General features: G+C 58.3%; 20 protein-coding genes. 10 read left to right on the top strand and 10 right to left on the bottom strand.

The window, feature by feature from the left end; genetic code table 11:
- Positions 1-19: 19 nt before the first annotated feature.
- From arsC to RE418_RS15515, 3 genes are all read right to left on the bottom strand, one after another.
- The gene (gene arsC, locus RE418_RS15525; RefSeq protein ID WP_025303339.1) at positions 20-451 is read right to left on the bottom strand and encodes a glutaredoxin-dependent arsenate reductase; all 432 of its coding nucleotides are present in this window, start codon (positions 449-451) and stop codon (positions 20-22) included.
- Positions 452-465: 14 nt separating this feature from the next.
- Entirely contained in the window at positions 466-1755 is a 1290-nt protein-coding gene (locus tag RE418_RS15520; protein WP_049295895.1) for an arsenic transporter, read from the bottom strand.
- A gap of 70 nt (positions 1756-1825) precedes the next feature.
- Positions 1826-2152 (bottom strand): metalloregulator ArsR/SmtB family transcription factor, encoded by a 327-nt coding sequence (locus RE418_RS15515; RefSeq protein WP_025303341.1) that lies wholly within the window; start codon positions 2150-2152, stop codon positions 1826-1828.
- Positions 2153-2303: 151 nt separating this feature from the next.
- Here RE418_RS15515 and RE418_RS15510 point away from each other — a divergent pair, with 151 nt between their 5' ends.
- From RE418_RS15510 to RE418_RS15495, 4 genes are all read left to right on the top strand, one after another.
- Positions 2304-3413, top strand: a complete 1110-nt coding sequence (locus RE418_RS15510; protein ID WP_213928264.1) for a YbdK family carboxylate-amine ligase — start codon at positions 2304-2306, stop codon at positions 3411-3413.
- 95 nt (positions 3414-3508) lie between these two features.
- Positions 3509-3688, top strand: coding sequence for a hypothetical protein (locus tag RE418_RS15505; RefSeq protein WP_019453520.1), 180 nt, complete (start codon positions 3509-3511; stop codon positions 3686-3688).
- Positions 3689-3900: 212 nt separating this feature from the next.
- The gene (locus RE418_RS15500) at positions 3901-4497 is read left to right on the top strand and encodes a hypothetical protein (RefSeq protein ID WP_089181054.1); all 597 of its coding nucleotides are present in this window, start codon (positions 3901-3903) and stop codon (positions 4495-4497) included.
- A 2-nt stretch (positions 4498-4499) separates the two neighbouring features.
- Positions 4500-5273, top strand: coding sequence for a DUF3307 domain-containing protein (locus RE418_RS15495; protein WP_089181055.1), 774 nt, complete (start codon positions 4500-4502; stop codon positions 5271-5273).
- A gap of 48 nt (positions 5274-5321) precedes the next feature.
- On the opposite strand, the gene mgtA is transcribed toward RE418_RS15495, so the two are convergent.
- Complete coding sequence (gene mgtA / locus RE418_RS15490; protein WP_025303345.1) at positions 5322-8021, bottom strand: magnesium-translocating P-type ATPase; 2700 nt, start codon at positions 8019-8021, stop codon at positions 5322-5324.
- Between the two features lie 241 nt (positions 8022-8262).
- Positions 8263-8961, bottom strand: a complete 699-nt coding sequence (locus RE418_RS15485) for an MgtC family protein (protein ID WP_089181056.1) — start codon at positions 8959-8961, stop codon at positions 8263-8265.
- 724 nt (positions 8962-9685) lie between these two features.
- Here RE418_RS15485 and RE418_RS15480 point away from each other — a divergent pair.
- Entirely contained in the window at positions 9686-11071 is a 1386-nt protein-coding gene (locus tag RE418_RS15480) for a CoA transferase (RefSeq protein WP_049295897.1), read from the top strand.
- Here the strand turns inward: RE418_RS15480 and RE418_RS15475 are convergent.
- Positions 11068-11943, bottom strand: a complete 876-nt coding sequence (locus RE418_RS15475; RefSeq protein ID WP_043140557.1) for a LysR substrate-binding domain-containing protein — start codon at positions 11941-11943, stop codon at positions 11068-11070. The genes RE418_RS15480 and RE418_RS15475 overlap by 4 nt on opposite strands.
- 101 nt (positions 11944-12044) lie before the next feature.
- Between RE418_RS15475 and RE418_RS15470 the strand changes: the two genes are divergently transcribed.
- Positions 12045-13460, top strand: a complete 1416-nt coding sequence (locus RE418_RS15470; protein WP_049296076.1) for a pyridoxal-dependent decarboxylase — start codon at positions 12045-12047, stop codon at positions 13458-13460.
- A 12-nt stretch (positions 13461-13472) separates the two neighbouring features.
- On the opposite strand, the gene RE418_RS15465 is transcribed toward RE418_RS15470, so the two are convergent.
- Positions 13473-14114 (bottom strand): GNAT family N-acetyltransferase, encoded by a 642-nt coding sequence (locus tag RE418_RS15465; RefSeq protein ID WP_080352506.1) that lies wholly within the window; start codon positions 14112-14114, stop codon positions 13473-13475.
- Between the two features lie 795 nt (positions 14115-14909).
- Between RE418_RS15465 and rcsA the strand changes: the two genes are divergently transcribed.
- Positions 14910-15539 carry a transcriptional regulator RcsA gene (gene rcsA / locus RE418_RS15460; protein WP_025303351.1) on the top strand — a complete coding sequence of 210 codons (630 nt, stop codon included), beginning with the start codon at positions 14910-14912 and terminating at the stop codon, positions 15537-15539.
- Between the two features lie 217 nt (positions 15540-15756).
- On the opposite strand, the gene dsrB is transcribed toward rcsA, so the two are convergent.
- Together dsrB and cspE are read right to left on the bottom strand one after the other, a co-directional pair.
- Positions 15757-15957 carry a protein DsrB gene (gene dsrB, locus RE418_RS15455; protein ID WP_004935117.1) on the bottom strand — a complete coding sequence of 67 codons (201 nt, stop codon included), beginning with the start codon at positions 15955-15957 and terminating at the stop codon, positions 15757-15759.
- 316 nt (positions 15958-16273) lie between these two features.
- Positions 16274-16486, bottom strand: a complete 213-nt coding sequence (gene cspE / locus RE418_RS15450) for a transcription antiterminator/RNA stability regulator CspE (protein WP_004935122.1) — start codon at positions 16484-16486, stop codon at positions 16274-16276.
- Positions 16487-16861: 375 nt separating this feature from the next.
- Here cspE and RE418_RS15445 point away from each other — a divergent pair, with 375 nt between their 5' ends.
- The 3 genes from RE418_RS15445 (at position 16862) to RE418_RS15435 (ending at position 19122) form a co-directional block, all read left to right on the top strand.
- Positions 16862-17239, top strand: a complete 378-nt coding sequence (locus RE418_RS15445; protein WP_025303352.1) for a hypothetical protein — start codon at positions 16862-16864, stop codon at positions 17237-17239.
- 512 nt (positions 17240-17751) lie between these two features.
- A complete protein-coding gene (locus tag RE418_RS15440) occupies positions 17752-17961 on the top strand; it encodes a hypothetical protein (protein ID WP_004935132.1) in 210 nt (69 codons plus the stop codon).
- A gap of 153 nt (positions 17962-18114) precedes the next feature.
- Complete coding sequence (locus RE418_RS15435; protein ID WP_043140545.1) at positions 18115-19122, top strand: NAD(P)H-quinone oxidoreductase; 1008 nt, start codon at positions 18115-18117, stop codon at positions 19120-19122.
- A gap of 44 nt (positions 19123-19166) precedes the next feature.
- On the opposite strand, the gene RE418_RS15430 is transcribed toward RE418_RS15435, so the two are convergent.
- Positions 19167-20219, bottom strand: a complete 1053-nt coding sequence (locus RE418_RS15430; RefSeq protein WP_049209440.1) for an SDR family oxidoreductase — start codon at positions 20217-20219, stop codon at positions 19167-19169.
- Positions 20220-20236: the final 17 nt, after the last annotated feature.

Raw genomic sequence — 20236 nt, 5'->3', positions numbered from 1 at the left:
AAATGCGGGGCCACAGCGATTAGCCGTTGGTTATCCTGTGGCCCTGCGCATCAATCACCGGCTCTCCGTCCTCTTTGCTGAAAGCGCCACGCTGCGGATCCGGCAGAATCTCCAACACCGCCTCCGACGGACGGCACAAACGCGTGCCAAGCGGAGTCACCACAATGGGGCGATTGATCAGGATCGGCTGTTGCAGCATGAAGTCGATCAGTTGATCATCGTTCCAACGAGTCTCGTCCAGTTTCAACTCGGCGTAAGGCGCGACGTTTTTACGCAGCAACGCGCGCGGCGTCATGCCCATCTCGGCCAGCAACGCAATCAACCGTTCGCGGCTGGGCGGCGTTTCCAGATACAAAATCACCTCAGGCTCAGCGCCGCTGTTGCGGATCAGCGCCAACGTGTTGCGCGACGTGCCGCAGGCCGGGTTATGGTAAATCTTGATACTGCTCATGACGGTTTCTCCGGTTAGGACAAAACGGACAGCCGCAGCGCCAGCGCGGCCAGGGTGACGAACAGGATCGGCAGCGTCATCACCAGTCCCACGCGGAAATAATAGCCCCAGGTAATGACGATGTTCTTTTTTGCCAACACATGCAGCCACAGTAACGTCGCCAGGCTGCCAATCGGGGTAATTTTGGGGCCGAGATCGCTGCCGATAACGTTAGCGTAAATCATCGCCTGTTTGATGACGCCTTCCGCACTGCTGCCGTCGATAGACAACGCCCCCACCAATACCGTCGGCATGTTATTCATGATGGAAGAGAGAAATGCGCTCAGGAAGCCGGTGCCAAACGTCGCTGCCCACAGCCCCTGCCGCGCCAATGCGTCCAGCACACCGGAAAGCCAATCGGTCAAGCCTGCGTTGCGTAGCCCGTAGATCACCAGATACATGCCCAGTGAGAAAATGACGATCTGCCAGGGCGCTCCGCGCAACACCTTACCGGTATCGATCGCTAGCCCGCGTTTCGCCACCGCCAACAGAACCAGCGCGCCGCAGGCAGCGACCAAACTTACCGGCACACCGAGCGGTTCCAGGGCGAAGAAGCCAATCAGCAACAGTGCCAATACCGCCCAGCCGGTTCGGAAAGTCGCACGATCGCGAATCGCTTCCCGTGGCACCGGTAAACGCGTCAATGCGTAGCGCTGCGGAATATCCTTGCGGAAGAACAGATGCAACATCACCAGCGTCGCCGCGACGGCGCCAAGGTTGACCGGCACCATCACCGCCGCATACTCCGTAAAGCCCAGCCGGAAGAAATCCGCGGAAACGATATTCACCAGGTTGGACACCACCAGCGGCAGGCTGGCAGTATCGGCGATAAAGCCCGCCGCCATGACGAAAGCCAGCACGGCAGCAGGTCGAAAACCGAGCGCCGACAGCATGGCGATCACGATCGGCGTCAGAATCAACGCGGCGCCATCGTTCGCGAACAGCGCCGCCACTACGGCCCCCAGTAGAAGCATATAGGTAAACAGCCATCGACCTTTGCCGTTGCCCCAACGTGCGACATGCAAGGCGGTCCAGGTGAAGAAGCCGCTTTCATCCAGCAACAGGCTAATGATGATGACGGCGATAAAGGTCGCGGTCGCATTCCAGACTATCTGCCACACCACGGGAATATCGCCGACGTGCACCACGCCGCTCAATAATGCCAATCCCGCCCCGAACGACGCACTCCAACCGATACCCAGCCCTTTCGGTTGCCAGATGACCAAGATCAACGTCAGAATAAAGATCGCCCCTGCCACTATCATCGCTGCTCTTTCGCCCTTTTAAGTTTACATATTCGATTTTTCATATGTATTTACGTAAATTTTTTTACCGTTACGGACAACCTTTCGCCACACGTTGCGCTAACTTCGTCATCTGTTCTGGCCGACACTGATAAGCCTGCTCAATAATCGCCGCGGCCCAAGCCGGCATATGTGGCGACAGGCGATAATGTATCCATTTACCATCGCGCCGATCGAGCAACAGCCCGCTTTCGCGCAGCATTGCCAGATGCCTTGAGATTTTGGGTTGCGGCAGCGCCAGTGCGCCCGACAACTCGCAAACGCACAGCTCGCCGGCGTGGCGCAGCAACAGCACCAGCGTCAGACGCGTCTCGTCAGACAGGTTTTTAAACAGCTTCAGCGGCGTCAATGACGTCATGTCGCACTCCCGTTAACCTTTATCTTCTCCACAAATCGCTCGTGAAGATACCATCTTCATATTCGAAAAAACAAATATAAAATGCAAAACGTTGCCCTCCTCACCGAGACATATACTTATCTTTATGCCGTTCTTGCAGGAAGGAGGCACCATGCCGCTCACATTCAAACGTTCGGAAAGGCTCTCCATCGGCACCGAAATAGAGTTACAGCTGGTCGATGCCGAGCACTACGATCTGGCGGATCGGGCCGACCAGGTGGTCAGCGCGGTCGGCGACCGCCGGCGCGTCAAGCATGAGCTCACCCAATCGATGGTGGAGCTGAACAGCTCGGTTCACCGCGATCTCGATGAGCTGCACGCCGAGCTGCACGCCCTGACCCATACCGTCCGGCGCAGCGCGCAGCGCCTGGGCTGTGACGTCTGCGGCGGTGGCCGGCACCTGAGCAACGACTGGCGCAAGCAGGTCATCAGCGACAGCGCGCGCTACAGGCAGCTGGCCAGCCGTTTTGGCTATCTCTCCAAGCTGGCCTGCGTATTCGGCCAACACATTCACCTCGGCGTCAACGACGGGGACGAGGCGATGTACCTGTGCCATGCGCTGACGCCCTATTTTCCGCAGCTGATCGCGCTCAGCGCCTCGTCGCCGCTGTATCAGGGGGTCGACACGCGCTTTGCCAGTTCCCGCTTCAGCGCCCAGAATTCTTTCCCCAACTACGGGTGCCTGGAACACATCTACAGCTGGCGCGAATTCAACGCTTACTACGAACGCTTGAACGCCGCCGGCGTGATTGAAAGCGTCAAGGATATTTACTGGGATGCACGGCCGAAACCGGAGCTGGGCACGGTGGAGATCCGCATCTGCGATACGCCGCTTCGCCTCGCGCACGCCGTGCTGCTGGTCGGTTACTGCCGTCTGCTGGCCGATTTTCTGTTGCAACGCCGGACGCCGATCGCGCCGGAATACGATGCCTTCACCCACTACAACAAGATCAACGCCTATCGCAGCGGTTTCGCCGCCGAATACGTCGATCCTACGACGCTGCGCCGCAGCAGCCTGACCGCCCACATCCTGCACACCCTCGAGGCGCTGAGCGATTTCGCCGAGCGGCGGGAGGATCGGGCCGTGTTACAGGCCGTCGAGCGCCATGTCCGCCAGGGCATCAGCGATTCGGAGCATATCCGCCAGATGTTGCACAACGGCCTGCCGCAGGCTCAGGTGATCAAACGCCTGTGCGATGAGCTGTTGCAACCGGCAAGTTAAGTTTCGGCTATCGATTCCATACGCCAAAGCCACTGTTCATTATGTGCTCTTTCGCTACAATCGTGAGCACTGACATTCACCGTATCGAGGACACCATGTACAACTTCTCCCGCTATCAGGCAAAAGAACTGGCGCTGGCTTACATGAGCGGCAAAAAACACGATCTGTCGCCGCAGGAGTTTTTGCAACAGCTGAAAAGCAGCGAACGATCGTTTGAGCACCTGCTGAAGCACGGCAGCGAAATGCCGCGTGAAGTGCTGGTTAAAAGTTTCTGAACGGCCGGTTGCCGGCCATTTTCCCTCTACGCCGCCGGTGGCGAGCCTGACAGGCCCGCGCATTCCCGGCCGTTCGTCCCCTTTCCTCACGCCACCGCATTTCGTTCTCACAGGCGAATTCCCTACAAATTCGTATCCAAAGACGAATTATTGACATATTCGTATCCAGGTGCGAATTTATAGTCATCCCTCGGTAAGCAACGGAACACGCTATGTCGACGCCAATCAGCGTAATCAGCGGCGATCTGGTCGATTCTCGCCGATCAGATACCGTCAACTACCTCAACGAGCTGCACAGCCTGCTCGATCGGCTGCAGCGCGACGGGCAGCTTCATCAGGTGGAAATCTTTCGCGGTGACGCCTTCCAGGCGCAGGCCGCCCCGAAGGACGGGCTGCTGCTGGCGGTATATATTCGCCTCGCGCTGCGAGCGATGGGCGCCGCGCACTGGGATGCGCGCGTCGCCGTCGGGCTGGGCAGCCAACGGCCCGACGCCGCGGGTTACGGCAGTGCCTTTATCAACTCCGGCAGCGCGCTGGACGCCATGGCGAAAAATTGCCGCCTGGCTCTGAAAACCGACAACGATCGGACAAACGCCATTGTCAGCGATCTGCTGCCAATGTTAGATCATGTGATTGGCCGCCTGTCGCAGACCGAAGCGCGCATCGTCCAGATGAGAATGTTCGCCGACAGCGGCGCCGCCGTGGCGGACCAGCTGCAAAAAGCCGCCTCCACGGTCTCCGCCGCACTGAAACGCGCGGCCTACGAGGAAATCATGCGGTTTATTCACGCCATTAACAGGATCGTCTGACTATGGATCTGACCTATGCGCCTTTGCTGGCCTGGCTGTTGCTCGTCCATCTGCTGGCGGATTTTCCGCTGCAGCCGCTGAGTTGGGTGGAAGACAAAATCCAACATCGCGCGCGTTCGCGTTTTCTGGTATTGCACGCGTTGCTGCACGGGGTGCTGGCCGCCTGGGTGGTGGCCGGGTTCGGCCTGCTGCACGGCGGGCTTTCTTCACTTCAGGTGCTGGTCAGCCTGCTGGTCATCGCCGTCAGCCACTACCTGATCGATTTGCTGAAAGTCACCGTCATGACCCGCCTGAGCCCGGCCCGCAGTTTCCTGCTCGATCAGGGGTTGCATCTGGCGGTGATCGCCTTGCTGTGGCTGGGGCTGACGCCGAATGCCGGTGAACTGCTCGCCGCGCTGGGGCAGCAGTTGGGGCGTTGGCAAACCGGCCTGGTGCTGGTGGCCTACAGCCTGATTTATCTGCCGATGAGCCTGCTGATCGGGCAACTACTGGCGCACTGGACGCCGCAAATGCCGCCTTCGGCCAAGGCCGACAACGATTCGCTGCTGCGCGCGGGCAAACAGATTGGCTATCTGGAGAGAACGCTGATCCTGACCTTCGTGCTGCTGGGGCAAATTCCGGCGATCGGTTTTTTGCTGGCGGCCAAGTCTATCTTCCGTTTCGGCGATCTGCGCCAGAGCGACGATAAGATGCGCACCGAGTATGTGCTGCTCGGCACGCTGTTTTCCTTCACGCTGACCATCATGCTCGGCCTGCTGGTCAACAAACTGCTGTAGCGGTGCGGGGGCGAAGAATTTCGCCCCCGAAGTGAACGCCGAGGCGGCTTACAGCCACTCGCCGAAGCGGCGGATGTAGAAACGCTTCATCAACTGCGCGACCACGCAGTAGCTGACCAGCGTAGCGGCCAACCACGGGAAGTATTCCCACGGTAGCGGCTGCAGGCCAACCAGGGCGCCGAGCGGCGAGAACGGAATGTAGATGCCGAGCGCCATCACCAACCCGGTGGTCAGCAACACCGGCAGCGCCGCGGTGCTCTGAATGAACGGGATCTTCTGGGTGCGCAGCATATGCACCACCAGCGTTTGCGACAACAGCCCCTCAATGAACCAGCCGGACTGGAACAGCGCCTGGTGTTCCACGCTGTTGGCGGCAAACACGTACCACATCAGCGCATACGTCGTAATATCGAAGATCGACGAGGTCGGCCCAATCCACAGCATAAAGCGCCCGATGTTTTTGGAGTCCCACTTGCGCGGTTTGCGCAGGAACTCTTTGTCCATCTTGTCCCACGGCAGCGACAGCTGGGAAATGTCGTACATCAGGTTTTGAATCAACAGGTGGATCGCCAGCATCGGCAGGAACGGGATGAAGGCGCTCGCCACCAGTACCGAGAACACGTTGCCGAAGTTGGAACTGGCGGTCATGTTCAGATACTTGATGATATTGCCGAAGGTCTCGCGCCCTTTGATCACCCCCTCCTCCAGCACCATCAGGTTCTTTTCCAACAGGATGATATCCGCCGATTCCTTGGCGATGTCGGTGCCGGTGTCGACCGAGATGCCGACGTCGGCGTCGCGCAGCGCCGGCGCATCGTTGATGCCGTCGCCGAGGAAGCCGACGGTATGCCCGTTGCTCTGCAACATTTTCAGCACTCGCGATTTTTGCAGCGGCGTCAGCTTGGTGAAGACCGTGCGCTGTTCAACTTCGCGCGCCAGCTCTTCGTCATCCATCTGTTCAATCTGCAGCCCGGAGAGTGGTTCGCCCGGCTCCAGGCCTACATCGCGGCAAATCTTACAGGTGATCACCGGGTTGTCGCCGGTCAGCACCTTCACCGTCACACCGTTTTCCTGCAGCGCGGCGATCGCCTGCTGCGCGCTCTCCTTCGGCGGGTCGAGGAAGGTCAGCAGCCCTTGCACCACCATGTCGCGCTCGTCGGCCACGCTTAGCGGTTCGGCCGGGCGCTGCGCATCCAACTCACGCGTCGCCAGCACCAGCACGCGGAAACCGTCTTCGTTGTACTCGCGGGCCAGCGCCTGCAACGCCGCACGGCGCGCGTCGTCCAGCTCCAGCATCTTGTCGCCTTCACGCACGTGGGTGGCGATCTCCAGCATCTCCTCCACCGCGCCCTTACAGATCAGCTGCTGCTTGCCATTCTCATCCGCCACCACGATCGACAGACGGCGGCGCACGAAATCGAACGGCAGCTCATCCACCTTGCTGAAACGCCCCAGGGCTTCAATCCCCGGTTTGCCGCGCCCGAAACGGATCACCGCCTGATCCATCAGGTTCTTCATGCCGCTCTGATGGAAGCTGTTCAGCCAGGCCAGGTGCAACACTTCGTTATCCCTGGCGCCAGTGACGTCGATGTGGTGCTCGAGAATGATGCGGTCCTGGGTCAGCGTGCCAGTCTTGTCGGTGCAGAGCACGTCCATAGCACCGAAGTTCTGAATGGCGTTCAGACGCTTCACCACCACCTTGCGACGCGACATGGCGATCGCCCCTTTCGCCAGATTGGAGCTGACGATCATCGGCAGCATTTCCGGCGTCAGGCCGACCGCCACCGCCAGCGCGAACAGCGCCGCCTCGCTCCAGTCACCTTTGGTGAAACCGTTGATCAGCAACACCACCGGCACCATCACCAGCATGAAGCGAATCAACAGCCAGCTGACGCTGTTCACCCCGCGATCGAACGCGGTTTGCGCCCGCGAACCAACGATTGACTTGGCCAACGAGCCGAAGTAGGTGCGCCCGCCGGTCGCCACCACCACCGCCGTAGCGGTGCCGCTGGCGACATTGGTGCCCATCAGGCAGATGTTGGAGAGCTCAAGCAGCGCATTCTCGCTGGACACTTCCCCTTCGCTCGACTTCTGCGCCACGTTGCCCATGGCATCGTATTTCTCGATAGGGATCGCTTCGCCGGTCAAAATCGCCTGGCTGATGAACAGATCGCGCGAGGCGATAAGGCGTACGTCGGCCGGCACCATATCACCGGCGGAGAGCTGGATGATATCCCCCGGCACCAGTTCGCGGATCGGCACTTCCAGCGTCAGCGGATGCGCGCTGTAGCTGCTGCGGCGCAGCACCGTGGCGGTGGTGCGCACCATCGACTTCAACGCTTCCGCCGCTTTGTTGGTGCGGTATTCCTGCCAAAAACGCAGCAGCCCGCTCAGCGTGACCATGGTCAGGATGATAATGACGCCGGTGAGTTCAGTTTCTTCACCGCTCTGGCGCGGCAGCCAATAATCGGTAAAGAAACTGATCGCAGCCAGCACCATCAGCACGAAGATAAACGGGTTGTTGAAGGCCTTGATCAGCTGGATCAGGGCATGCGGCGCCTTGTCATGGGCGACCTGATTGGCGCCGAACTGTTCCAGCCGCTCATCGGCGTCGTCCTGGGTCAAGCCGTTGCGGTTGCACTTAAGATTCGCCAGCGTTTGAGCGATGCTGTTGGTCGCCTCTTGCGCAATGGCGTAGGTCACCGCGTCTTTATCACGGCGACGCGTTCTTTCATTAATCTGAGTCATAACGCTATTCTCTTATTTTCGTTCTGCGCACAGCGAAGCCCCGCCCGATAAACAGGTGACTCTGCGCAGCTTGGAATTTTTTATTAGCGTGACTAAATGGCGGAATTACCCTGTCAGCCACGCTGGAATCATTTTCCTTCCGGGGTCATCGTCCATAACGCCTCCTTAATGCTCCGCGTTATTCAGGCGAGCCCGAATAACCTGAGCATATAATCAAGTTAATAAATATTTATATAATTAATCAGACCGGTAATGCGGACGCGACGCGCCAGCGAACGGCACTCACGCTTTTCTCCAGGCTGACGCGGCAGACAATACCCTCAATTTCTTTTTGCGCGGCCGGCGTGGCGGTAATTTCCGCGCACACTTCCAATTGCCCCGGGCTGGAGATATCGGCGCTGCGCAAGGATTGCAGCCGCAAGGCCACGCCGTTCAGCGCCTGCAGAATCAGGGTGCGCACCAGAATTTCGTCCTGCTCGCCGCAGGTCACCTGAATGCGATAGCACAGTTCCAGATCGGTTGCCTGCTGGTGCGGCTGCAGATTGATACGCTGCGCGGCTTCGCGCAGCAGGATATTGGCGCACAGGATCACCAGCGTAGCAACCACCGCATCCCAATGCTGGCCCAGGCCGCACAGGACGCCGATCCCCGCCGAACACCACAGCGTGGCGGCGGTGTTAAGGCCGCGAATGTTCAGCCCTTCACGCATGATAACGCCGGCGCCGAGGAAACCGATACCGGATACGATCTGCGCAGCCACCCGGCCGGCGCTGGCCGGATCGGTGGACATGGAGCTGAGAATAAAGACCGCAGCACCGGTCGCCACCAGTGCATTGGTGCGCAGGCCGGCCATGCGTTGGCGCCACTGGCGCTCGGCGCCAATGACCGCGCCCAGGCACATCGCCAGCAATAAATTTAAAACGAAAGGAGTCATAGCCATGACTGTCCCCTTAATTAACCGCAGGAGATAAAATCATGTGCTGTTTAGCACACGCGAAAGCGCGCTGAAAATAAATCAGCGAATCAGCGTGTCGTGCCTGGAGGGAAAAGGCTGTGGCTGCAAAATACCATAATAACGTCCAACTCGATTCACCTGAAACCGTCAGGCATCAGGAAACGTTTATTACTCGGGTATGCACAGCTCAGAAATAACTGGAGAGGGGTGCTGCCCGCCGATAACGGCAAGCAACAAATCAGAAGAGAATTGGTCAGCTTGCCTTATTTGTTTTATTACAACTACAACTGTCCAATTGAGTTTCTCCACCGAAATTTTGGCTGAGTATAGTGACGTCGGATAATGAAGTAAAGGCTAATTTATTAAACGAAAAATAAACTGGAATACGGCGATTATATTTCGATGTCACAAATAGAAGGTGCCAACATTGGGCGCCGACGCCGCCTTCCGGCCGCTGCATCAGGCTCTGTGGGACAAAGCGTTGTTGGACTTCCGCTAGCTCGATCGGGACGGCTGGGTGCAGCAGACGACCTTCAGCGACGGTTCGACGCTGGCCGCCAACTTTACGCGCAGCCTTTCACTGTCATCGCGGCCCACAGCCTGCGCGCCAAACTGGCCGACGGCCGCACATTCGACGTTACGCCTTAGCAAGGTCGCCGGCGGTGGGCTACGCTAGGCTATATTTCCGACAACCCGTAAGGAGTGGCCGATGACGCCTCTGATCCACACTCTGCTCGACGAGATTTGGCAAAGCCTGGGGCAGCGCCCCGCCCCTACCGACCGGTTAACCGTTAGCGGCGTCGGCGCATTGCCTTCGGCTTTTCCCGTCACAGAATTGGCGACCGCCGCCTGGAGCGCCGCCGGTTTGGCCTGCGCCGAGTTGCTTCGCTGCGAGGCCGCCGACGCGCCGCAGGTCTGGATCGATCAACGCCTGGCCTCGCTCTGGTTTGGCTGGACGCTGCGGCCGCTGGGATGGACGCTGCCTGCGGCCTGGGACGCACTGGCCGGCGACTACGCGACGGCGGATGGCTGGATACGTCTGCATACCAATGCGCCGCACCATCGGCGAGCGGTGGAACAGGTGCTGGGTTCGGCATCGGATAAAGGCACGCTGGCGGAACGTGTGCTGGACTGGAAAAAAAGCGAGCTGGAGGAAGCCGTGATCGAGGCCGGCGGCTGCGCGGCCCAAATGCGCTCGGCGGCCGCGTGGCGACAACATATTCAAGGCAAAAGCGTAGCGCTCGAACCGCTTATCCACGCCTCGCTGCAGCCGGAAGCGCCACCGCCGGGCTGGGCGCTTCCCGTCGCCCGGCCGCTGCACGGCGTGCGGGTGCTGGATCTGACGCGCATTCTCGCCGGGCCGATCGCCACCCGTTTTCTTGCCGGTTTGGGCGCCGACGTGCTGCGCATCGATCCCTACGGCTGGGATGAACCCGGCGTCGAGCACGAGGTGATGCTGGGCAAGCGCAGCGCACGCCTCAACCTGACCAATGCGCGCGATCGCCATACGTTTGAACATCTGCTGAAAAACACCGACGTGCTCGTGCACGGCTACCGTGCCGGTGCGTTGGAGAAATTGGGCTATGGCGCGGAGGAAAGACGCGCGCTGGCGCCGGGCCTGATCGACGTCTGCCTGAATGCCTACGGCTGGAGCGGGCCGTGGCGGACCCGGCGCGGTTTCGACAGCCTAGTACAGATGAGCTGCGGGTTGGCGGAGGCGGGTATGGTTTGGCGCAGCGCCAGTTTGCCGGTGCCGCTGCCGGTACAGGCTCTGGATCACGCCACCGGCTATTTGATGGCGGCAGCGGTGCTGACCGGTATGACACAGCGCCTGAGCCGCGGTACCGGCTACCACGCGCGGCTGTCGCTGGCGCGCACGGCGCAACTGCTGCTGGCGCACCCCTGTTCGGCAGATTATCGACCGGAACCGCTGGCACCGGCCGGCCCCGCCGACGAGAACCCGGAAACAGAACTGACTTACTGGGGGGCCGCGCAACGCCTGCGCGCCCCGTTAAGCCTGCAGGGTACGGCGCTGCAATGGGCGCTGCCGGCGACTACGCTCGGCACCTCGCAACCGGAATGGCTACGCCGCTAAATCGCCGCCAACTGTCGCTGAAGCCACTGCAGCAAGCGGGTAACCGCCGGCGTCAACCCGGCGGTCTGCGGCCACACCAGGTAAACGTCGTCATCGCTCAGACGACGGGGCGCGGCCAACGCCACCAGTCTCCCCGCGTCAAGCGCATCCTGCACCAGCAGCTTTTTCGCCAACGCGATGCCAAACCCTTGCTCCGCCGCGCGAATCAGCAATCCGGCATCGTTGAATAACGCCTGTTGTCGCCCGCATAACGGCCGCCCCTGCGCGTTGAACCAGTCGCGCCAAGGACTGACGTCGTGCTCGAGCAACGGAATATCGCCACCGTTCTCGAACGCCGCCCTCCATTCTCGCGCCATATCCGGCGAAGCGACCGGCAGCACGTCACCCGACGCGATGCGCTGCGCCTGCAGCCCCGTCCATTGACCGCTGCCGATACGGATCGCCGCATCGAACCCTCGCTGCGACAGATCCTGCAGCGCCAGTGACGCATCAATATCCAGCGCAATATCGGCGCAGGCCTCATGAAAAGCAGGCAGACGCGGCAACAGCCAATAATGGGCAAAAGACGGCAACACGCTGATACGCAGCGTCTGGCTTGTCGCCGCACGCCGGGCGCGGGCGACGCCCTGCTGCAGTGCCTGCAGCGCCGGCTCTACCGCCGCCAACAACTCTCGCCCGGCGGCATTCAGGCGTACACCGCGCCCGCGCCGTTCAAACAGCGGATAGCCGACCGCCTGCTCCAGCAACTGAATTTGCTGGCTGACCGCGCCGTGCGTCAAATGCACCTGTTGCGCCGCAGCGCGCAAATTTTCCAACCTGGCGGCGATCGCAAAGGTCGGCAAGACATGCAAGGGAATGCGTTCATTCATCATTGGTTAACCAGGCTATCCAAAAAGGTTATTTTTCATCGATTTTGACCGGCAGGCAAATGTTCTATGTTTACCCCATCATCCCTGACGCTTTCGGAGCCACCATGCACCCACGCTTACAACAGGACCTCGCGCAGTTTCCGCAGATCCTCGACCACACCCGCCAGTTGGCGGAGGATTTCCTGGCCGGGCTGCAGCAACGCTCGGTCTGCCCACCGCTCGAGCATCAGCAACTGCAACCGGGCGACGATCGGTTGGAGGAAAACGGCGAAGGCGCCCTGGCAGCGCTGGAGCGCTTTTGGCAACGTTATCAGGCCGGCATTTCCGCCAGCGCCGGCCCGCGTTATTTCGGCTTCGTCACCGGCGGCGGCACCCCGGCGGCGGTCGCAGCGGACTGGCTGGTTAGCGTGACAGACCAAAATAGCCTGCTCAGCCATGATACCATTGCAGCCACGATCGAGCTGGCGGCCGTGACGCAGTTGAAATCCCTGCTGGGCCTGCCGGAAACGTTCAGCGGCAGCCTGGTCAGCGGCGCGACCATGGCCAATTTCACCGGGTTGGCCATTGGCCGGCAGTGGCTGGGACAACAGCAAGGCGTGGATATCGCCCAACAAGGCCTGGCGGCGCTGGGCCCCATCCGGGTATTGGCGGCCAATCCGCATTCCAGCAGCGTGAAGGCGCTCAGCATGCTCGGCATCGGCCGCGAGGCGTTGACGATCGTCGCCAGCCTGCCGGAGTCTGAAGCCATGGATATGGAAGCGCTGGCGCGGCAGCTCGCCGCCGGCGCTGGCCAGCCAACGTTGGTACTGGCCAGCGCCGGTACGGTCAACACTGTCGCTTTCGACGATCTGCCGCAGCTGCTGGCGCTGCGGGAGCGTTATCCATTTTGGCTGCATGTCGATGCGGCATTCGGCGGCGTGGCGGCCTGCTCACCGCTATACGCCTCAAAGCTCGAGGGCTGGCAGCATGCCGATTCCATCACCGTCGATGCGCATAAATGGCTGAATGTGCCTTATGACAGCGCGATCCAATTTACCCGCCATTTGGATCTGCAAATGCAGGTATTTCAGAACCATTCGGCTTACCTGGAAGCACCGACGCTGCGGCCAGACAACTATCTGCATCTGACGCCAGAAAATTCGCGCCGCTTCCGCGCCTTGCCGCTTTGGCTGACGCTGAAAGCCTATGGCCGCAGCGGTATACGAGATATCGTCGAGCGCAACGTCGAACTGGCGCAGGCGCTGGGGGCGGCGTTAGCGGCCGATGACGGTTTCCATCTGCTGGCGCCGGTGAATTTGAACGTGGTGTGCTTCGCCCTCAGTCATCCACAGGGTGAGAGCGAAGCGGCGCGCGATCGCTTTCTCGAACGCCTTAGCCGGCATGGCGTGGTGCGTTGCACCCCTACGCGTTACAACGGCCAGCCGGGGATCCGCGCCGCGCTGGTCAACTGGATGACAGAGGAACAGGACATCCGCTTGACGTTGGACTCGCTGCGCCATTGCCTGGCGGAAACGGCCTAACACGCGCGGCGATTACCCGCGTTGGAAGGCCTGCAAACGACGTTCTTGCCGCCCGTCTTCGCTGATGTTATCCGGCGACAGCCAGGCGGCAAACGCCGCGTATCGTGCCGGCCATTCTCCATCAACGATCGACAGCCAGTCGGTGTCGCGCGAGCGTCCTTTAACAACGACGGCCTGGCGGAACGTGCCTTCATAGCGGAAACCCAGGCGCTCGGCGGCCTGGCGTGAAGGCAGATTGAGGCTATCGCATTTCCATTCGCAGCGCCGGTAGCCAAGATCGTCGAAAAGATGCCGCAGCATCAAGAAAATCGCCTCGCTGCCCAGCGCACTGCGCTTCATCAGCGGCGACCAGTTGATGGTGCCCAGTTCGGCCACGCCGTTGCCAGGATCGATGCGTAAAAAAGCGCAGGTTCCCACGGCGTGCCCGTTCGTCTGATCGATCACCACCATCGTGTTTCTGTCTGCGCTGGACACCTGCGCCTGAAGATAACGCTGGAAATCTGCGTGCGACTGCGGCCGTTCCCAAAACAGATAGGTCCAGTCACGATCGTCCTCAGCGGTTTGGTAAGCCTGATAAAGCGCATCCCCCCAGCGCGCGAGGTTAAGCGGTTCGAGGCGGCAAAACCGCCCTTGCAGCGGCGTGTGCCCGGGTATGCCTGCCGGCTGCCAATGAGGAAGGGCCTCACCTATCGGCTGCCCATACTGATTCTGTCTCACCGCGACATCCTGTTTTTGAAAGGTGGAGAGGCAAGTTAAAACCAACGCGGGCCAGAGACAACTCCGACCTGCCATTCCTCCCCGTGGATCGGACTGCAGGATGATAGTTTAGAGAAATCACTCAATCACCGTTAAACATTCACGAAAACTATTTCATGCGAAATAAATATCTATATAACTCATTGTAAAACGGTGATTTATAGCAACAATTAAGCTACACATTCCGGTCATAATGTTAACTTTTGTTTGTTGTTATGATAAAAAAAGAAGTGCTTATCATTAGCATGGAGAGCAAAAACACCTATAAGATAATGATTTTTATATGTAAAAAGTCAAAAACTCCAGAGGGAGCGCTTTTTGACCACTCAAAAAACGCGCTGAAAGACATCAAAAAAACGACACATGAATTTTTTTTAAGACTTTTCCTAGCAAACTAAAATTTTGTTTCGTGACATGATGAACAGATTAGCGGCAAGCAATGCAGACAGGCACGGGCGCCAAGCGCAAATCAGGCTCAACATGCCTAAGCTGGACGAGCAGCAGATCGCCCTGACTTAAGCCAAACTTATAGATTCATGCAATTAATAAGTTTAGTATGAAAATATCATTGAGTGCCGTCGTGTTTATTGATAGAACACTCGCTACACTGAATTATTGTTCCATTTTGCCTTTCGGCTTTTTAGGCTTTTTCTCATATTACCGCAGTAAAACGGATTTAAGTGGGGGTGCGATATGCCAACGATTATCATGGATTCATGTAGCTATACCAGATTGGGGTTAACCGACTATCTGACTTCGCATGGCGTGAAGAGGCGCCATATTAATGCCATCGAGGACATTGACAGCCTGCATGAAAAATGCAGCAAGTTAAATCCGAGCCTGGTGTTTATTAACGAGGACTGCTTCATCCACGAAGCAAACGCCACCGAGCGAATAAAACGGGTGATTTCACTGCACCCGGATACGTTATTCTTCATCTTCATGGCCATTACCAACGTACATTTCGACGATTATTTATATGTTCGCAAGAACGTCATCATATCGTCAAAATCCATCAAACCAGAGACTATGAATCAGCTACTTAGTCACTATCTCGAGAGAACGTCCCTCCGTACGGAGAAATCCTCTCTGGATCAAACGCCGGTAACGCTGAGCCAGACTGAATCAAACATGCTACGCATGTGGATGTCCGGTCAAGGTACCATCCAGATATCAGACCAGATGCAAATAAAGGCCAAAACGGTCTCTTCCCACAAGGGAAACATCAAGCGGAAAATAAAAACGCACAACAAGCAGATCATTTATCACGTTGTTCGTTTGACCGATACATTGACCAGTGGAATATTCGTCAATAGCCGCTGAACCACAGAGAACGCCCCCGCTCTGTTTTACCAGCCGTTAAATACCCGGTGATAATGTCATCTGGATAGCAGCCGCTGGAACCACAAAAAAATACCTGCTGCGTTATCCCCCGCTAGCGCAACGGGTATTTTTTTGCCGCCGATAAAAAAAATCTTACCGCAATGAAATAATCTCAAAATGGACAATTTCATTAGCAAATTAATGAGATTAACCTAAGTTACTGCCCGTGCTCGCGGCAGGGCTCCACAAACGTGCCGTCACGGCTGTCGATTTCATTAAAAAACCATACGCCCGCCGGGTAGTCGTCAAGAGAAACCAGATACATGGTGCCTTCGTTGAACACCTCTACGGCCAAAATCACGCCTTCACGCCGCGGGCCTCCGTCTGTTTTTACCGTCACTCGATCGTTAACCTGCATACCCTTCCCCATTATTTGCGATTGCCGTCAGTGTATTACAAAAGCGAGGGCGATGGACACCACTCCAGCCCTGCCGGCCTCTGCTATCAGCGTAGCAGCCGCCTGGATTTTCACTTTCTTAACGGTTTGGCCGCAGAATCTTAAGCCGGTCTCGCGTAGCCTGTCTTCAGGCGTTTCCCCCCCAGAGAAGCGCTCGCAAATGAAGTAACAAGGAACTTTTGCCCGCAGACTTGCGGGCTTTTTTTACGCGCTGCCAAATTGCAGGCATAAAAAAACCCGCCGCAGCGGGTTCTTTTCAATCAGCGGTAGACGCCAATTAGATAGCGGTAACGTTAGCCGCAGATGGACCTTTCGCACCGTTCTCGATAGAGAACTGTACGTTCTGGCCTTCAGCCAGGGTCTTGAAGCCTTGATCCTGGATAGCAGAGAAGTGTACGAATACGTCTTTGCTGCCGTCTGCTGGGGTGATGAAACCAAAACCTTTAGCTTCGTTGAACCACTTCACTTGACCTTTGATCATGTTGGACATGTCTAATTTCCTTCAATAATAATGTTAGCCGCCATGGGCGAGATAGCCGGTCATCAGTTACTTATGGAGGCACTGGAAAGGAAATTCGTCAGAGAAGGGCTATCCGGGATAACGCTTTAAATTTGAACTACTTTACTCAAAATGTCGTGCATAAATAGGTCTGTACCACAGGCCGACATCATTAACTCATGAGCGAGCGGCAATAGCAACCTTTTTCGCCGTGATGGGGCGTGAATCTCGGCTAAACGCACAGGATTTGACCCTGTCGGTCGATGGAATCACCGCCTGGCCCCCCGTAACAGCCAAGGTAAATGATAGTAATTCTCGTTCTGCTGTTTTATAGTTGCCTACAGAAATCATTCAGGGAGATTCATCATGCCGAGATGGCTTACCTTACCAACTGCCAGTGCCGCCGCCCTGCTGGCCTTTGCCGCTTACAGCGCTCCGCAGAGTGCACTGGAGCTGAATTATCAAGCTCCAGAACCCAGCGTGACTCCCGCTCCCAAGCCGACAGCACCGTCAGGGCCAGCCCCTAAGGCGGCGAAACCGCCGATTACCTGGGCAGAGGCACGCGACAAGAACGGCTTTCGCGTCGATATCGAATGCGATCATCCGGGCTGCAGCAAACCGCGCACCAAACCTTATCCCGCGTATGAAGGCCCGGTGAAGAAAACCGATCGCCGCCGCCAATCCGATCCTTACTCCACCAACCAGGATCCCGATTACAACATCCAGTTGGGCTATGAGTGGTAGCGCCGCTTTCGGAGTAATACCTATATCAGCCGCCCTCGCCGCTGCATAGAATAGCGCCAGTTCACCACTCCTCCTGGTGTTGAACACAACAAGCTGTGTTGCAAATCTTTATGCGCCTCCCTATAGGCGCTTTTTTTTTTTGCTCCTCCCTCATGCCAGTTTCCCGATTACAGATTGCTCTCATTGCCCCGTAAAGTGATGAATGTCACAAATACGCCTCCTTGCCATTCTTATTCGGAGGTGATGTTCATGGCCACAGGATCCCTTGCCCTCTTGGCTGTCTTAGCCGGCATTGCGGGCTATTCGCTCTATAAGCATTTCAAATCTCAGAAAAAAAGCACATTCGTTCGCCCGCACGATCGGTAATCGATAACGCATTTTCACCGCGAAGGCGCGGCACGCCGCACGCCGCACCTTCGTGGACCGTCATGTTTTCATCACAAAATTGTCACACTATGGCCATATGATGATTCGCGATTATCCGCTCTGGCTTAACACCAAGGATTTCGCCCATGACCATAATTAAAGCTGCAAACCATCAGGAAGCAGAAAAGCTCATCCGCGCCGGCACAGCCAAGAAAATCGAACTGGCCTACGATATCGGCAGCGATGACTTCTTCCAGCTTGCCAGCCTGTGGTGCGATAAAGGCGCCAAGATCTCCAAAGGGAAAGAACATTTTATCGTCTCGTTGAAAGGCTTCCGCATCCCCCCTAACGATTGATATCCAGCCGCCCATCGCGGCGGCGTCCTCTCCTCCTCGCAAAACCGCTCTATTCGACCACGCGCACCTCCTTCGATTTCGCTAAGCTAACAGCAGACTTTATTGCGGGCGTTCAGCCTGATAACCACGTCCGCCACGATGAGGAGAGTGACCATGTCAACAAATGCAGCGCAGCCCGGCACGATGAAAGCGATTGAGATTAGCCAACCGGGCGCCCCCGAGGTTCTGGTTGTCACCGAACGCCCGGTACCCGAGCCACAGGCGGGCGAACTGCTGGTGAAAATCGCCGCCGCTGGCGTTAACCGTCCCGACGTGCTGCAGCGCCAGGGGAACTATGCGCCACCGCCCGGCGCCTCGGATATCCCCGGCCTGGAAATTGCCGGCGAAGTGGTGGCCATCGGTGAAGGCGTGACCCACTTTGCGCTCGGCGATCGGGTTTGCGCCCTTATCGCCGGGGGGGGCTATGCGGAATACTGCACCGTGCATGAAAGCAATGCGCTACCGGTACCGGCGGGTCTGAGCCTGACCGAGGCTGCCGCACTGCCGGAAACCTTCTTTACCGTCTGGGTCAACGTGTTCCAGCGCGGTCATCTCAAAGCCGGCGAAACCGTGTTGATCCATGGTGGCACCTCCGGTATCGGCACGGTCGCCACCATGCTGGCGAAAGCCTTCTGCGCCCAGGTGATCACCACCGTCGGATCCGAAGAGAAACGTCAGGCCAGCCTGGCGCTGGGCGCCGACGTGGCGATTAATTACCGCAGCGAAGACTTTGTCGCACGCACCAAAGACGCCACCAACGGCAAAGGCGCCGACGTCATCGTCGACCTGATCGCCGGCGATTATGTCGCCAAAAACTATCAGGCTGCGGCGATGGAAGGCCGCATCGTGCAAATCGGCACGCAAAACGGCGTGGTAAAAGAGCTCAATCTGATGCCGCTGCTGTTGAAACGCCTGACCCATACCGGGTCGACGCTGCGCTCGCGCAGCGTGGCGGACAAAGCACTGATTGCCGCCGAGCTGCGCGAGAAGGTTTGGCCGCTGCTGGAGCGCGGCGTGCTGAAACCGCAAATTTTTAAAACCTTCCCGCTTGAGCAGGCCGCCGCCGCGCATACGCTGATGGAGTCCAGCGAGCACATCGGCAAGATCATGCTGACGTTCTGAGGCCATTCCCCGCAGCCTGTGCTGCGGGGAAACCGATGCCACGCTCAGGGAATGATGCGGCGGCGGCGGAACTCATCGAACAGCGAGAAAAACATGGCTTCGGTTTCGACAAACTGATGGAAACCGAAACGCCGCGCCTTGCTGCCATCCGCGAACATGTCATAGTCCCAGGAAAAGACGAAGTCGGCGAAACGCCAGCCGGCCACCGCGCGATAGTCCGGTTCGGTCAATTGGTGCCGTTGCACCAGCTCTCGCCACAGCGGCGCTTTGTCCGCCATCATGCTCTCCAGCGGCATCGGCAGCGGCGCCGCGCATTCCAGCCCGAAGTAAGCGGCGATTTTCGGCCACATCTCGCTCCAGCGAAAGAGATCGCCGTTGTTGATATTAAACGCCTGATTGGCCGCCGCCGGCTCGGTCGCCGCCCAGAGCGTGGCGCGCGCCAACAGCCCGGCGTCGGTCATTTCCAGCAGACTGTGGTAAGCGCCTGGCTTACCGGGAAAGCGCAGCGGCAGCCCGAGCGCTTTACTGATTGAGGCATAAACCGCGATGCTCAACGCCAGGTTCATCGGATTGCCAAGAGAGAAGCCCCCCACCACGCTCGGACGAATGGCGCTCCAACGCCAGCGCTTGCCTGCCTGGCACAGCGCCAGATACTGCTGCTGCGCCACGTTAAACTCCGGCGGCATATGCCCGGCGTCGCTTTCGCGCGCCGGCGTTTTAAACGGCCCCAAATGCGCGCCATACACTTTGTAACCTTGCATTAGGCTGATATGCTCCAACGCCGGCGCGACCGGCTCCAGCCCCTCGACGACGTGTTGCAACATCTGCAGATTGGGCGCCACCAGCCCCGCCCAGTCCGGCGCGTCCTGATAGGCGGCATAGAAAACGTGGCTAATCGCGCTCAGCGGCCGCAGCGCGTCCCGCGTCGCCGCCGCATCCAGCAGATCAACCTGAAGGTGGCGCACCCCAGATGCCGGTTCGCCCCCCCGGCGCGAGACGCCCACCACTTGCCAACCTTGATCAATCAGCTCCTCAATCAATCGGCGCCCAATCACGCCATTGGCGCCGATCACCAATGCCTGTCGCTTTGTATTCATCTTGCCACTCCTCAGGT

The organism is Serratia sp. szju (assembly GCF_044594185.1).
Lineage (GTDB): Bacteria > Pseudomonadota > Gammaproteobacteria > Enterobacterales > Enterobacteriaceae > Serratia > Serratia bockelmannii.
This window is presented reverse-complemented; position numbering and strand designations above follow the sequence as displayed.